Genomic DNA, 15,060 nt, shown 5'->3' on the forward strand with positions numbered 1-15,060 from the left:
GCTGCGCTCAGGTGGTCAGGATTGTGCTTTGCGTCCATTGGGGCGCTTGCCCCATATCACGTTGAGCGCATCGACCCCATGGTCATAACCGAACCCTTTCAGGATGATTGAGCATGAGTCACACGGGGGCAGGGTGGTGACAACGTTGATCGATTTGATGTCACCCGTGTTTGGGTATTTATCTCTGATATAACCGATCAATTTACTTTCGCTGTCTACGGATGTTGCCCAATTGATAACGTCAGGTCGGGCCGGATCGGTAATGGGGTGAGGGATCGAAAGCAACGCCTCGCCGCTCGATAGTTTTAAGGATTCAGGGGTTGTCGGCTCCCTTAACCTGTCGACGTTGAAATACAGTGAGTCACCATGTTTCACTGGATTGCCTCTGTTGGACTTGAACAAAGGAAGGTGTCTGGTGTTGTCCCCAGCTCCAGAAACGCTGACGTAGACTTCAATATTTCCCGCAACGGTTTCGACCTCGGCAAAAGCGATATTGCGCAGCTTTTGCTGGTGACCGGATGGAAGAAGCTCTTTTAGATCCTCCATTGCTTTGTCAATTTTTGTGCTGTTGGCTGCATTGCCTGGGGCCCTTCTAAAAAGCGCGTCGAATCTATTCGCAACACGTTGCTGCAACTCGATAGAGGTCATAGTACTTTTGGCCCAAACATTGGCGCCATCTGTCAGTGTGATGGCAGTTGCTCTTGTTGGGCCATCAAACATCAGTGATGACGCTGGATAGCCTGTCACCTTCACCCACTTCAATTCATCGAGTGGGTTTGCCGGTGCTCCAATCTTGACCGCGAATTCATCGAGTTTATCCAACGCCTGATGCACCTTATCTCTTCCATGAATGCGCACTGAGTTGTTCGCATTCAAGGATCCTAAGTATATGCGTCGTAGTTCCTTTTCGACTGTATCTTCCAGGAATTTTTGTTTTGATACCTTGTTCATTTGCAACGGCCCCTGGACGCGTTCACTGGCTGAAAGCTTGACCATGTAGTAATCATCCATGTGCAACTTGGTGAATACATACCGATGGCTTTTGTCCCTGGAATAAACGACGAGCGCGCCGACTTCATGCACATCATCGATTTTTTCGGCGCTGCCGGTCACTTTCAAGCCCCCATAGATTCCCTCCTGAAATTCGAGGCGGGCGTTGATGGTGTTCTTGGCAACGGGAGTTTTTTGCGTAAGGCCGAGCGATTGAGGCCTGCCCTTGTAAATAATGAGTTGGCCGTCTCTGACTTCGTAAATTTTTCCTTCAAACGCCAGTAATTGGCGGGATTGGGTTGATGTCGGTTGAGCAGGTGTGAATCTGCCGTCCCCGAACCATGGAGCCCAGCTATCTTCAACATCCATAAAAGTGCCAGCGGTGGGGCGCTTAGCAGGAGAGTCGGTGATGACGTACGTAGTTTTGCAAATTTCTCCGGGGGCCCTGCGAGAACGGCAAGGTAAAGTTTTTAGACTTTTACTTGCATCGAGACTGTCGACGCGACACAAAGCATTTTCATGCGTTCGGTATGGCACGTTGTCAATGAACACAGTTGTCCTGCCATCAACCTCTAATGTCTTTCTTACATGAGCTGTTTCGGCAATTACATACAGTTCCTCGTTATCTGCAATACCTATGTGCTGATAGGTCGAACGGCCCATTGATAAGTCATGCGCAGGCAAGCGCGGTCCGAAAGGTTTGCCTGAAACGGGGTCGACTGCATGGAAGGCCGGCGATACAGCGGAACCGGTATTGCGCACAGGCACATCTCCCAGGTCCTTGACTGAAGCTAGTTGATCTCCGGTCGACAAAGGCTTCCAGCGGCCCGGATCGCCGATTTGTGGCAGGCTCTGAGCAAATTCGTAGTGGCCGGCCTTGCCCGCCACGGCTTTGATCCTGACAACGCCCAATTTGACCAGTTTTGCCCCTCGGGATCCCAGCGCCTTGAGCAGCGAGCCGACTCCATCAGCCAGATTCAATGCTTGCAAGGCCAATATCGACACCTCTTTAGTCAGTGACGCAAACGCTGTGAGTTTGGCGAGTGCCGTCAGACGGTTTGCATTGTTCAGTAGCTTCATCGATCCAGAGGACAGTTTGCCGATCGGCGTGGCAAATGACGCCAGGTCCAGCGACAGACCGAATGCGCCGTTCACCTTACGCTCCGTATCATCGGATTCTATATCCTCTATAGCCTTCCAGAACGGCACGAGTGTCTTCACGAAATTCTCGAAGCTTTTTTGGGACGCCTCATCGCGATCAAACTGTGTCTGACCATAAGCAGCGTGGTGAAGCGCTTTCGGATCAACGAATAGCAATTCGGTAGCGATGAAATGACTGATTTCCTGGCTGCGTTTTGAATGTATTGTCAGAGCTACATCATCGACATTCTCTACAGTGCTGACAGGGGGCATGAACGTGTCGCCCAATTGTTCGATGATGGCCTCGCAGTGGGCTGTATCCAGCGGTTTACTGCCTGTTGAGTGAGCTTTCCAGTCAAGGGGTAATGTCTTATGGCACAAGACCTCGACGGGGACGGGATTCATACCTATATGCCAGGTCTCGGACTTGAGCAGACCGCCAAATAGCGTTATGTCCAGATTGTTGATGCGACGTATAACGCCGGCTCTGGGCAACAGTTCGAATGTGCTGGTAATACCTTTGTAAGTAGTCAGCAACAGCAGGCCATTACGGGCGCGGAGCGGTAATATCTTTTCAGGCGTTTCGTGCTGGGCTTCTACTTTATATGTTTCCTTTCTCAGGGTGTATAGCTTGAGCGTTCCCAATTCCAGTGCCTGGCGGTCAGGGAGCGTAAGTGATGCCAGCAAGCTCTTTATCAATATTTTATAAGCCCCCGTCAGCAAGGTTTTGTGGTCGTTGAAGTTTTGTTCGAATAGTTCCTTGGCGTTGCAAACGGTATTGTGTTTTTTGCCAGTTGAAGCGTCTCCAATGTGTAGTTTTCTATCCTCATCTAACCAAATGTAAAAAATGAGAGTGTTGCTGTTTTTATTGATGACGGCCCATGGCTTTTTGCTGTCAAAATTGTTGTCGGCAACGACATCACAGACCGAGTACCTCTTTGCCAAATTAAGGTATCGAGCGGGTTCCGCCAGCTCATGGTCACTCCAGAAGGACTCATTTACAGAACCTCTGTCAGTTATTTTAGGGAAATCCTGATTGATGACGGATTTTGCAATGGACAGGCGGTTGGGGGGCGCTTCATCGAGTTGCGTGAGCGCGTTGTTTAAAATATTGGTATGGGTATCCAGTTCTGATATCGCCAAGTCGACTTCAAGCTGGGTATATTCTTCAGGTTGTTTTTGAGGGATTAAACCCTGGGTTGCCGCCCACTCCAAAGTCGGCAGTAACCTCGGGAGAGCTACAGCGAGCGATTGCTCTTCTTGCGCGTCCGCGATTATTTTCAAGGGTGTATTGACCAACTGTTGAAAGGTTTTTCTGCCCAGCGCCTTGGGGTCGGTAAGGTTTATAAAATTTACGCCACTCACGAAGTTGACCCAAACAACGGAGCTCCTGTAAGGCAGATCTTTCGGGATGTCGCTGATGCGGAATTCGGTTGGGAATTCGCAGAGATACATCCTTGCCATGATAATGGCTTCTTTTTCTGAACTGGCCCGTTTGGAGGTAAGCAAATGGTCTTTGAATTCCTTCCATATATCTCTGTAGCTTTTTCCCCAGTTCAAGTTTGATTTCAGGTCATAGCCGGCGATCCTGTCGGGGTATTCAATAATTCGTGATTTGAACCAGATTTGAAGCGCTTGGGCTAGCACTTTGGTGCGAACATGAGGCGAGGTTTCTTCACCCATTTTTCCGCCGTACCAATCCATCGTCGCCAGCAAGACGGTTTCCAGTTTTTCGGCTTCCGGACTTTGCAGGATCTTCTGAAGAAAAACTGTTGGTTGGGCAGCAACCTTTTCAGGCGTGGCTGATGCAAGAATGTCGCTGGCCAAATGGGTCAGAGGGGATGTAATCCCTTCAGGTAGAAACGATTGGATGACCCTTTTGATTTCGCCTGTAATGAACTGCTCTTGCAATTCATCATGAGGTTCGGCTGCCAGGACACCTTGAAGAGAAACCTGTAGATCTTCTTTCTTAAGAATTGGCTTGAGGTCCAGGATGTTGAAATCGTCTTCGAGCCCTAGTTGAAAACCTGCGATCTTTTCTTCAAGGGTATCGATGGCGGCCTGATGTTTAGCGGTGTTGGCCAGATCCCAGGGGTGCAACCCGTAACACGTGGCAAACCTGGGGGCCGAGATCAGGCGATCATAACGAATTTGTCCGCCCAGCAAAGTGGCTGCCTTTTCGATTCGGGTTCGAAGCGCTTGCCAGTTTTCGTTACCTGTCAGGGACAGTTCGGTTTTGTTCGCACCTTCGCGATTTGAAGTCTCATAAACAAAGACCCCTTCTTTCAACGTGACGATCAGATAGTGCGGGGAGACATTGTTTTTTCGGCACAGTGCACGGTAGTCGGGATCCACGAGCAACTGCTGTAATGCTTCCTGGCCAGTTTCGTTTTCATGATCCAGGGGCGAAAAAAATCGTGGCCTGAGCAGGATATTGGAAAAACGGGATAGTGAACCCTCCACATCACGTAAAATCGATAGCAACAGTTCGTAGTCCTGGAGTTGACCCCGATGGACCTGAGCGGTGGTCGGGGATGAGGTGCCTGAGGCGTTTGAAGTGCTAATAGAAGAGATTGTTTGCATGATGCGGCTTCTCTTGTCTCGTTTCGGTTGGTTCCCTGCAGTTCAGCAGGGGGATCACTACCGATTACAACGACCTGGAAGAGAGTCGGTGCGGTACATGTTTATAGCGAGGGGACAGAAGGGTGTTTTATTCATCACTTGCCGGGACTTGGAACGCAACCTAGGCTAGCTGTAGCGATTTCGTCCGGATGGCGATCGAGCAGTGCTAAGACAAGGGACCTCATGAAGCAAACGCGGACTCTCGGAACCCCTCGGTTGTTGGGCATCGTCTGGCCTTTTATCGCCGTCGTGTTATTTCAGGCACTGCTGGGAGGTGTCAGCCTTTACGTTCTTTCGGCGGTTCGCGGTTACGTCGGCGGCGAAAGCCTGTGGTCCAAGGGCCAGAAAGACGCCATCTATTACCTCAACCTCTACGCCGACAGCCGCGACGAAGCGATTTTTCTCAAATACCAGAACGCGATTGCCGTGCCTCAGGGTGGCCATGAATTGCGTCTGGCACTGGATCATCACCCCCCCGACATCGACGCCGCGCGAGTCGCGATACTCAAGGGCGGCAACCATCCGGACGACGTCTCCAGCCTGATTTGGCTGTACCTCAATTTCCGGAATTTCAGTTACCTGGAAAAAGCCATCGAGCTGTGGACGGTCGGTGACGCATATCTGGTGCGACTCGATGAAGTCGCGCGGGAGATGCATCAGCCCATTGCCGATAGCCAGGCCACCGATGCCGACGTCAAACGCTGGAAAGAACAGATTTTAGCCATCAACGATGGCGTGACACCTGCCGCCAAAGCGTTCAGCGATGCCTTGGGCGAAGGCTCGCGGGTGATTCTTCGTCTGCTGTTGGTGACGAACCTGGCTACCGCGTTGGGTTTGATTGTGTTGGCGCTGTTGCGTACGCATAAACTGCTCAAGCAGCGCCATGCCTTCGCCGATGCCTTGCAGTTGGAGAAAGACCGGGCACAGACCACGCTGCAATCGATTGGCGACGGCGTGATCACCACGGATGTCGCGGGCGCGATTGCCTATATGAATCCGGCGGCCGAGGCCTTGACGCACTGGAAGGCCGAACAGGCGGCGGGGCTGCCATTGGCCGCGTTGTTCAATCTGCTGGACGAAAACGCCCAGGCTGACGGTTTTACCTTGATCGAGCACATTTTGAGCGGTCAGCTCGGCGGTGGCAGCGAACATTCCAAACTGATCCAGCGTCTGGATGGCAGCACGGTGTCAGTCACGCTTGTCGGCGCGCCGATCCGCAATATGGGCAAAGTCAGTGGCACTGTGCTGGTGCTGCATGACATGACCCAGGAGCGGCAATACATCGCCAATCTGTCGTGGCAGGCGACTCATGATGCCTTGACCGGATTGGCCAACCGCCGCGAATTCGAATATCGGCTGGAGCAGGCCCTGCATAACCTGACGCGCCAGGCGGGGCGCCATGCCTTGATGTTTCTCGACCTGGATCAATTCAAACTGGTCAACGACACCTGCGGCCATGCGGCGGGCGACGAGTTGTTGCGGCATATCTGTGCGTTGTTGCAATCAGGTTTGCGCGAAGGCGACACCCTGGCCCGGCTAGGGGGGGACGAGTTTGGCGTTCTGTTGGAAAACTGCGCGCCGCAAGCGGCCGAGAAAATCGCCGAAGGCCTGCGCCAGACCGTGCAGAACCTGCATTTTGTCTGGAAAGGCCGGCCGTTCGTGACCACCGTGAGCATTGGCCTGGTGCATGTGGTCCAGAGTCCGGCCACCCTTGAAGCTTCGCTGCGTGCTGCTGACATGGCCTGTTACATGGCCAAGGAAAAGGGGCGCAACCGGGTGCAGGTCTATCACGCCGACGACTCGGAGCTGTCCATGCGGTTTGGTGAAATGGCCTGGGTGCAGCGCCTGCATGTAGCGCTGGAAGAAGACCGCTTCTGCCTGTACGCCCAGGAAATCGCACCGCTTGGCCCTGAGCATGGCGGCGGGCATATCGAAATACTGCTGCGCCTGCATGACGAAGCGGGACGCATGATTCTGCCGGACAGTTTCATTCCCGCCGCTGAGCGTTACGGTTTGATGACGTCGATTGATCGATGGGTGGTGGAGAATGTTTTCAAAGTCATAGCCCAATGCATCGCCGAAGAGCACGAAGGGCCGTTAGCCATGTGTGCGATAAATCTGTCAGGCATTACTATCGGAGATGAGGCGTTTCTGGACTTTCTTCGTGAACAGTTTGTTGCATATTCAATTCCACCTGAAATGATTTGTTTTGAAATTACAGAAACCAGCGCGATTGCAAATTTGGCCAGCGCAACTAAATTTATTAATGAACTCAAAGGTTTAGGTTGTCATTTTTCGCTCGATGACTTTTGTGCCGGCATGTCCTCATTCGCTTACTTGAAACATTTACCTGTAGACTTCCTGAAGATCGACGGGAGTTTCGTAAAGGATATGCTGGACGACCCGATTAACCGCGCCATGGTCGAAGTGATCAATCACATCGGTCATGTCATGGGTAAGCGCACGATTGCAGAGTTCGTTGAAACACCTCAGATCGAGCAGGCATTGCTGGAGATCGGAGTGGATTACGCTCAAGGGTACGTGATTGAACGCCCGCATCTGTTTACCTGGGATAGTTTGCAAAGTCGTCCTGTCCGGCCCCGACCTGTGTTGTTCAAGGCGCCCGGTACATTCCGTTGAAATCTCTTGTTGATCTTAAAATCACAATCAAAAGGAGCGCGACAGTGATCGACACATTCAACAGAACCGGACCACTCATGGAAGCTGCAAGTTATCCCGCCTGGGCTCAGCAACTGATCCAGGATTGCAGCGAGAGCAAGCGCCGGGTTGTCGAACACGAACTGTATCAACGCATGCGAGATAACAGACTCAGTGCAAAAACCATGCGTCAGTACCTTATTGGTGGCTGGCCGGTGGTCGAACAGTTCGCTTTGTACATGGCACAGAACCTGACCAAGACCCGTTTTGCGCGCCACCCTGGCGAAGACATGGCGCGTCGCTGGCTGATGCGTAACATTCGCGTCGAATTGAACCATGCCGACTATTGGGTGCACTGGAGCCGTGCCCACGGTATCAGTCTGGAAGATCTGCAAGCGCAACGCGTACCGCCGGAGCTTCACGCCTTGAGCCATTGGTGCTGGCACACCAGTTCGTCGGACTCGCTGATCGTGGCTATCGCCGCCACCAATTACGCCATCGAAGGGGCGACGGGGGAGTGGTCGGCCCTGGTTTGCTCCAATGGCGTCTATGCGGCCTCATTCCCCGAGGAAGATCGCAAGCGGGCCATGAAGTGGCTGAAGATGCATGCCCAGTACGACGATGCCCATCCATGGGAAGCCCTGGAAATCATCTGCACCCTGGCGGGCATGAACCCGAGCAAAGCGCTGCAAGTGGAATTGCGCCAGGCTGTCTGCAAAAGTTACGACTACATGTATCTGTTCCTGGAACGTTGCATGCAGTTGGAACTGGCAGTGAAAGCGCCTGTCGCCCGTGAGCGGATGGCGTTGGCCGAAAGCTGATCCTCTGAAAGCAACACAAACCCAATGTGGGAGCGAGTCTGTGGCGAAGGGGCTCGCCCCCGTTGGGCTGCGAAGCAGCCCCCAAATCTCTGATGCACCAAAGATTTTGTGAGTGCTACGCACTCAAACGGGGGCGAGCCCCCTCGCCACGGGCCCGCTCCCACATTGGTTATGCAGCGTTGCTGAAATATCAGCCCGCCATCGCAAGGCGATTACGCCCCTCACGCTTGGCCACATACAGCGCACTGTCGGCCCGTCGCAACAAACTCTCGGCAGACTCGCCGGCAAGCAGCGTCGAGCAACCGATGCTGACCGTCAGTTCGATCATCTTGCCCTCGGCCATATAGTCCTGAGCCTGCGCCGCAAACCGCAGTCGTTCACCGACCATGGCGGCGGCTTCCCGACTGGTGTTGGAAAGCAGAATCAGAAATTCTTCGCCACCGAACCGGAACACCATGTCGACGTTGCGCAATTGGTTTTTGATCGAGGCCGCGACGGCCTTCAGTACTTCATCACCGGCAGTGTGCCCGTAGGTATCGTTGATCTGTTTGAAATGGTCGATGTCCAGCATCAGCAGCGACAAGGGCTGCGAATGTCGCCGCGACATCTCGATTTCCCGTTCCAGCGTCTGGTCCATGGCGATGCGGTTGCCGGTATCGGTCAGCGGATCACGCAATGCACTTTGAGTCGCTGCGCGATAAAGCAAAGCGTTGCGCATGGGGAAGAGCAGGGCCGACAACAGTGACTCCAGGTTGCCCTGTTCCTGTTCGCTGAAACGCTGATTGCGACGGAACACCAGTTCACCCAATTGCTCGCCTTCATGACTGAGGCTGTAGCTGATTGAATGATGGCCTCGCGTGCCCAATTGCAGGCGCAAGTCACTGGGCTGATGTTCATAATTCAAGGCATCCAGCGGCACCAGACGCTGAATTTCACGGAAGAAAAGTCCGAGAATGCGTTGCGGCTCAAGACTGGTTTGCAGTTGCAGGCCCAGCGTTTGGCGCAGTTGCGCAAGACTGTCGGGCCGCTCCAGAAGGGGAGGCTGCTGACCAAAGCCCAGGCGTTGCAATTTGGCACTGTCGAAGTCAATTGCGTTGGTCTGGGAAGGTGATTTCATATGGCGTGAGCCCCTAAGCAGTAAGGCTGTCTTACAGGCTGGGTGAGAGCGGCTTTGGGCTGCGCGTCATACTGGTCCATCAGTCCCGTAGGACATTTGGCTCGAGTTTAGTCCGCTTTGCCGAAGATTAGTAACCTCTCGGCTGAAGCTCCGCCTCGTCTGCTTTCACACGGCATGTTTGAGCAAAATTAGAGCGAAAGTCATGCCATTCGGTTCAGTCGAATAAAAAGCTTTATAAATCAAGGTGCTGGAAGGTTATAGGCGGGATGCTGCGCAACGTGATGTCATTTATTTGACCTGAAGAAGGGGTAGTTACCGCCGGGTTTGAATGCCGCGGCGGGAAGCCGTCGCGGCAGAAAAGCGACGCACGGGCACTACTGAGCGTTGAATGCCTGGCCATTGATGCCGGTGCTGTCCGGACCCATGAGGTAAAGGTAGACCGGCATGATCTCCTCGGGTGTCGGATTATTCAGCGGGTTTTCACCCGGGTAGGCTTGAGCGCGCATGCTGGTGCGAGTAGCGCCTGGGTTGATGCTGTTGGAGCGCACCGGTGCCACGGTATCTACTTCATCGGCCAGGGTTTGCATCAGCCCTTCAGTGGCGAATTTGGAAACACCATAGGCGCCCCAGTACGCCCGGCCCTTGCGACCGACGCTGCTGGAGGTGAACACCACCGAGGCGTCCTGAGACAGCTTGAGCAGTGGCAGCAACGTGCTGGTGAGCATGAACATGGCGTTGACGTTGACCTGCATGACGCGCATGAAATTCTCGCCCGACAACTGCTCGATCGGGGTGCGTGGACCGATGATCGATGCGTTGTGCAGCAAGCCATCAAGGTGACCGAACTCGGTCTCGATCATGGCCGCCAGTTCATCGTATTGATGAGGCAGTGCGGTTTCCAGATTGAACGGAATCACGGCCGCTTGTGGGTGCCCGGCCGCTTCGATTTCGTCATAGACCTGAGTCAGGTTGGCCTCGGTCTTGCCCAGCAGCAGCACAGTGGCACCGTGAGCGGCGTAGGTTTTTGCAGCGGCGGCACCGATGCCACGGCCAGCGCCGGTGACCAGGATGACCCGGCCTTTGAGCAAGTCAGGACGGGCGGAATAATCAAACATGAAAAACCTCACAACAATTCAATAGGCAGGCATCGTACTTGTGGCGATGGGGCTTATTGTGGCGAGGGGGGCTTGCCCCCGTTGGGTCGCGAAGCGGCCCTCCATTCGGTACCTTCAGTCGGACCGTGTTTTCAGGTTACGACTGCTTCGCAGCCGAACGGGGGCAAGCCCCCTCGCCACAAAATGCTTCCTGCCGCCCAATTAGGTCAGCAACTGCACAAAGCGTTATCCAACACTTCGAGCAACGCCAGCGGATGATCGATCAACACGTCGGCGCCCCAGTGCTTGGGGTTATCGTCCGGGTGAATGTAACCGTAGGTCACCGCGCAAGTTTTGGTGCCGGCATCGCGGCCGGACTCGATGTCGCGCAGGTCGTCGCCGACAAACAGCACACTGGCCGGGTCCAGGTCGAGCATCTTGCACGCCAGGATCAAAGGTTCCGGATCCGGTTTGCTGTTTTTCACATGATCGGGGCAAATCAACACTTTCGAACGGTCGGCCAGGCCCAGCTGCTGCATGATCGGCTCGGCGAAACGCACCGGCTTGTTAGTGACAACGCCCCAGATCAGATTGGCTTTTTCGATTTTTTCCAGCACCTGGGCCATGCCGTCGAACAGATGACTGTGGACCGCGCACCCCTTGAGGTAGCGGTCGAGAAATTCCTGACGCAGTGCCTCGAACCCTGGCGATTCCGGGTCCATGGAAAAATTCGCGGCGACCATCGCTTTGGCGCCGCCGGAGATTTCATCGCGAATGTATTGAGTGTTGATTGGCGGCAAACCACGATCAGCGCGCATCGCCTGGCAGATGGCGATGAAATCCGGCGCGGTGTCGAGCAGGGTGCCGTCCATGTCGAAAAGGACTGCTCTGATACGCATCGGCTTACTCCTCGCGCAGGGTCTGGATCATGTAATTGACGTCCACGTCGGCCGCCAGTTTGTAATGCTTGGTCAATGGATTGTAGGTCAGGCCGATGATGTCCTTGACGGTCAGGCCGGCCATGCGGCTCCAGGCGCCAAGCTCGGAGGGGCGGATGAATTTCTTGAAGTCGTGGGTGCCGCGCGGCAGCAGCTTCATGATGTATTCGGCGCCGACGATGGCAAACAGATAGGCCTTCGGGTTGCGGTTGATGGTGGAGAAGAACACCTGGCCACCTGGTTTGACCATCTTGAAACAGGCGCGAATCACCGACGACGGGTCCGGCACGTGTTCGAGCATTTCCAGGCAGGTGACCACGTCGAATTGCTCGGGCATTTCTTCTGCCAGCGCTTCGGCGGTGATCTGCCGGTACTCGACGCTCACGCCGGATTCCAGCTGATGCAGTTGAGCGACGGCCAGCGGCGCTTCGCCCATGTCGATGCCCATCACAGTCGCGCCGCGCAGAGCCATGGCTTCGCTGAGGATGCCGCCGCCGCAACCGACGTCGAGGACTTTCTTGCCAGCCAGATGGACCCGCTCGTCGATCCAGTTGACCCGCAGCGGGTTGATGTCGTGCAGCGGTTTGAACTCGCTTTCGCGGTCCCACCAGCGATGGGCCAGGGCTTCGAATTTGGCGATTTCGGCGTAGTCGACGTTGCTCATGGTGTCAGTCCTCTAAAACTTGAAAAATCCTGTTGCCCCGGTTTCGGTCCAGGGTGCTTACAATTCGGTACTTACGATTCGGTGTGGCCGCTGATGCGCCTGCCCCAGGCCTTGGCAGTGGCACACAGTTGCGCCTCATCCAGGCGGGTCAGGCGGCGGTCGTCGAGCAGTTGTTTGCCAGCGACCCAAAGGTGTTTCACGCAGTCGCGGCCAGTGGCATAGATCAATTGCGAAACCGGGTCATAGACCGGTTGCTGCGCCAGGCCCGACAGGTCGAACGCAACAATGTCGGCCGCCTTGCCGACTTCCAGCGAACCGGTCTGGGCTTCGATGCCCAGCGCGCGGGCACCGTTGAGCGTAGCCATGCGCAGGGCGCGATGGGCGTCCAGCGCGGTGGCGGAACCGGCGACAGCCTTGGCCAGCAACGCAGCGGTGCGGGTTTCGCCGAGCAGGTCGAGGTCATTGTTGCTGGCCGAGCCATCGGTGCCGACCGCCACATTGACCCCGGCCCGCCACAAACGCTCGACCGGGCAGAAACCGCTGGCCAGTTTCAGGTTCGACTCCGGGCAATGAATCACATGGGTGTTACTTTCTACCAGCAGCATCAGGTCTTCATCGCTGATCTGGGTCATGTGAACGGCCTGCAGGCGCGGCCCGAGCAGGCCCAGGCGACCGAGGCGGGCCAGCGGGCGCTCGCCGCTTTGCGCCACCGACTGCTGCACTTCGAAGGCGGTTTCATGGACGTGCATGTGAATCGAGGCGTCTAGTTCTTCGGCGATCACCCGGATTTTTTCCAGGGTTTCGTCGCCCACGGTGTAGGGTGCATGGGGGCCAAAGGTGATTTTGATTCGCTGGTGATGCTTGAGATCACCGAATAATTCAACGCCCTGACGAATGGCTTCATCCGCCGTGGCGGCGCCTGGAATCGGGAAATCGAGAATCGGAATGGCGATCTGGGCGCGAATACCGCTGTTATGGACGCGTTCGCTGGCGACTTTCGGGAAGAAATACATGTCGGAGAAGCAGCTGATGCCGCCTTTGATCTGCTCGGCGATGGCCAGGTCGGTGCCGTCGCGTACGAACGCCTCGTCTACCCATTTGGCTTCAGCGGGCCAGATGTGGTTTTCCAGCCAGGTCATCAATGGCAGATCATCGGCCAGGCCGCGGAACAGCGTCATTGCCGCATGCCCGTGAGCATTGATCAGGCCGGGGGCGAGCAACATGTCCGGCAATTCGCGGACTTCGGCTGCGTTAAACTTCAAGGCAGCTGCGCGCGGGCCGATAAACACGATACGACCGTCGCGAATGCCCAGGGCATGCTCTTTGAGGACCACGCCAGCCGGTTCGACAGGTACCAGCCAGGTCGGCAGCAACAATAGGTCGAGCGCAGCGGTGGGGGTCGGCATCGAAAGTCGGTTCCAGTGCTTTTGTAAAGGATGGCGAAGTATACCCGAGCGTCTTCGCAGGGGGATCGCTATAATCGACGGCTTTTGTTCATGAGTGCGGGGTAAGTGGATGCGCGATCGACTGTTGGCTGCGGAGAAGGTGAAAGCCATCGATTGGCGTGATGGCGTCCTGTATCTGCTGGATCAGCGTATTTTGCCATTCGAGCAAACCTGGATCGCCTGCACCAGCGCCGCGAGCGTGGCTGAGGCCATTCGCTCAATGGTGGTGCGCGGCGCGCCGGCCATAGGCATCAGTGCTGCGTATGCCATGGTGCTGTCAGCCCGCGCCTGTATTTCCGAGGGCGGCGACTGGCAGGCCGCGTGGGAAGAGGATTACGCGTTGCTGGTCGATTCTCGTCCAACAGCGGTTAATCTGTCCTGGGCCTTGAGTCGCATGCGCGACCGTCTGGACCGCCTCAAGGAAGACACAGACCCTCTGACGGCGCTGGAGGCCGAAGCCATCGCCATTCATGAAAGTGATCGCGAAGCCAACCTGACCATGGCCCAATTGGGCGTGGACTTGATCCGCAAGCATCAGGGCAACGCTCAGGCGATTCTCACGCACTGCAACACCGGCGCACTGGCCACCGGCGGCTTCGGCACGGCGCTGGGGGTGATTCGCGGGGCGTTCATCGAAGGCATGGTCGAGCGCGTTTATGCCGATGAAACCCGGCCATGGCTGCAAGGTTCGCGATTGACCGCATGGGAACTGGCCAGCGAGGGCATTCCCGTGACCCTCAATGTCGATTCCGCCGCTGCGCACATCATGAAAACCAAGGGCGTGACCTGGGTGATCGTCGGCGCCGACCGCATTACCGCCAATGGTGATGTGGCGAACAAGATCGGCACCTACCAACTGGCGGTCAACGCCATGCACCACGGCGTGCGCTTCATGGTCGTGGCACCGAGTTCGACCATCGACATGAACCTGGCCAGTGGCGACGAGATTCCCATCGAAGAGCGCGATGGTCGCGAGTTGCTGGAAGTCGGCGGCAAGCGGCTCGGGGCGAATGTCGATGCGTTCAACCCGGTGTTCGATGTGACCCCGGCTGACCTGATCGATGTCATCGTCACCGAAAAAGGCATCGTCGAACGGCCGGACACGGTGAAAATGGCGCAGTTGATGTGCCGCAAGCGGTTGCATTGATGATCCCTGGTGTCTGATCAATCGCTATCGCGGGCAAGCCCGCTCCCACAGGGTTCTGTAGCGCTCACCCAAACCTTGTGGGAGCGGGCTTGCCCGCGATTAGGCCCGAAAAGTCAACAAAACAGCCTGAATCGGGCCCGAAATCCGCATTCATCAAGCCTCTAAGCCCCTCTCGTCCCTTTCAAGCCTGTCACCGGTCAACTAACTATGCTCCATGCGCATCTGGGGGATAGGTGCGTGGCGGCTCTTGTGATAACATCCGGCGGTTTCCAGGGTAGCCTGATGTGGCTGCCTTTACTGCGCAGATCCATGGCATAACTCGTTGATTTGTCGTAAGTCGGTGCACGGCACTCAGTCTGCATCGGCGAGCTTCGTTCGTCCCATATGGATGTGACGAAGTTTCACCAGAAAAAGGAATCAGGCT

General features: G+C 55.6%; 9 protein-coding genes. 3 read left to right on the plus strand and 6 right to left on the minus strand.

Annotated elements, in window-relative coordinates:
* Positions 1–15: 15 nt before the first annotated feature.
* Positions 16–4,713 carry a deaminase domain-containing protein gene (locus BZL43_RS26230; RefSeq protein ID WP_095634960.1) on the minus strand — a complete coding sequence of 1,566 codons (4,698 nt, stop codon included), beginning with the start codon at positions 4,711–4,713 and terminating at the stop codon, positions 16–18.
* Positions 4,714–4,935: 222 nt separating this feature from the next.
* Between BZL43_RS26230 and BZL43_RS26235 the strand changes: the two genes are divergently transcribed.
* The gene (locus tag BZL43_RS26235; protein WP_095634961.1) at positions 4,936–7,392 is read left to right on the plus strand and encodes an EAL domain-containing protein; all 2,457 of its coding nucleotides are present in this window, start codon (positions 4,936–4,938) and stop codon (positions 7,390–7,392) included.
* 77 nt (positions 7,393–7,469) lie between these two features.
* Positions 7,470–8,231 (plus strand): TenA family transcriptional regulator, encoded by a 762-nt coding sequence (locus BZL43_RS26240; RefSeq protein ID WP_371916230.1) that lies wholly within the window; start codon positions 7,470–7,472, stop codon positions 8,229–8,231.
* Between the two features lie 190 nt (positions 8,232–8,421).
* On the opposite strand, the gene BZL43_RS26250 is transcribed toward BZL43_RS26240, so the two are convergent.
* From BZL43_RS26250 to BZL43_RS26270, 5 genes are all read right to left on the minus strand, one after another.
* Positions 8,422–9,348, minus strand: a complete 927-nt coding sequence (locus BZL43_RS26250) for a GGDEF domain-containing protein (RefSeq protein ID WP_095634964.1) — start codon at positions 9,346–9,348, stop codon at positions 8,422–8,424.
* A gap of 374 nt (positions 9,349–9,722) precedes the next feature.
* On the minus strand, positions 9,723–10,463 hold the full coding sequence (locus tag BZL43_RS26255) for a YciK family oxidoreductase (RefSeq protein WP_095634965.1): 741 nt from the start codon (positions 10,461–10,463) through the stop codon (positions 9,723–9,725).
* Positions 10,464–10,669: 206 nt separating this feature from the next.
* Positions 10,670–11,341 carry an N-acetylmuramic acid 6-phosphate phosphatase MupP gene (gene mupP / locus BZL43_RS26260; RefSeq protein WP_095634966.1) on the minus strand — a complete coding sequence of 224 codons (672 nt, stop codon included), beginning with the start codon at positions 11,339–11,341 and terminating at the stop codon, positions 10,670–10,672.
* Between the two features lie 4 nt (positions 11,342–11,345).
* The gene (ubiG, locus tag BZL43_RS26265; RefSeq protein ID WP_095634967.1) at positions 11,346–12,044 is read right to left on the minus strand and encodes a bifunctional 2-polyprenyl-6-hydroxyphenol methylase/3-demethylubiquinol 3-O-methyltransferase UbiG; all 699 of its coding nucleotides are present in this window, start codon (positions 12,042–12,044) and stop codon (positions 11,346–11,348) included.
* A 71-nt stretch (positions 12,045–12,115) separates the two neighbouring features.
* Positions 12,116–13,450 carry a TRZ/ATZ family hydrolase gene (locus tag BZL43_RS26270; protein WP_095634968.1) on the minus strand — a complete coding sequence of 445 codons (1,335 nt, stop codon included), beginning with the start codon at positions 13,448–13,450 and terminating at the stop codon, positions 12,116–12,118.
* Positions 13,451–13,559: 109 nt separating this feature from the next.
* Between BZL43_RS26270 and mtnA the strand changes: the two genes are divergently transcribed.
* Positions 13,560–14,636: an S-methyl-5-thioribose-1-phosphate isomerase gene (gene mtnA / locus BZL43_RS26275; RefSeq protein WP_095634969.1), complete on the plus strand. Its 1,077-nt coding sequence runs from the start codon at positions 13,560–13,562 to the stop codon at positions 14,634–14,636.
* Positions 14,637–15,060 lie beyond the last annotated feature (424 nt).

It is taken from the genome of Pseudomonas sp. PICF141, assembly GCF_002286815.1.
Taxonomy (GTDB): domain Bacteria; phylum Pseudomonadota; class Gammaproteobacteria; order Pseudomonadales; family Pseudomonadaceae; genus Aquipseudomonas.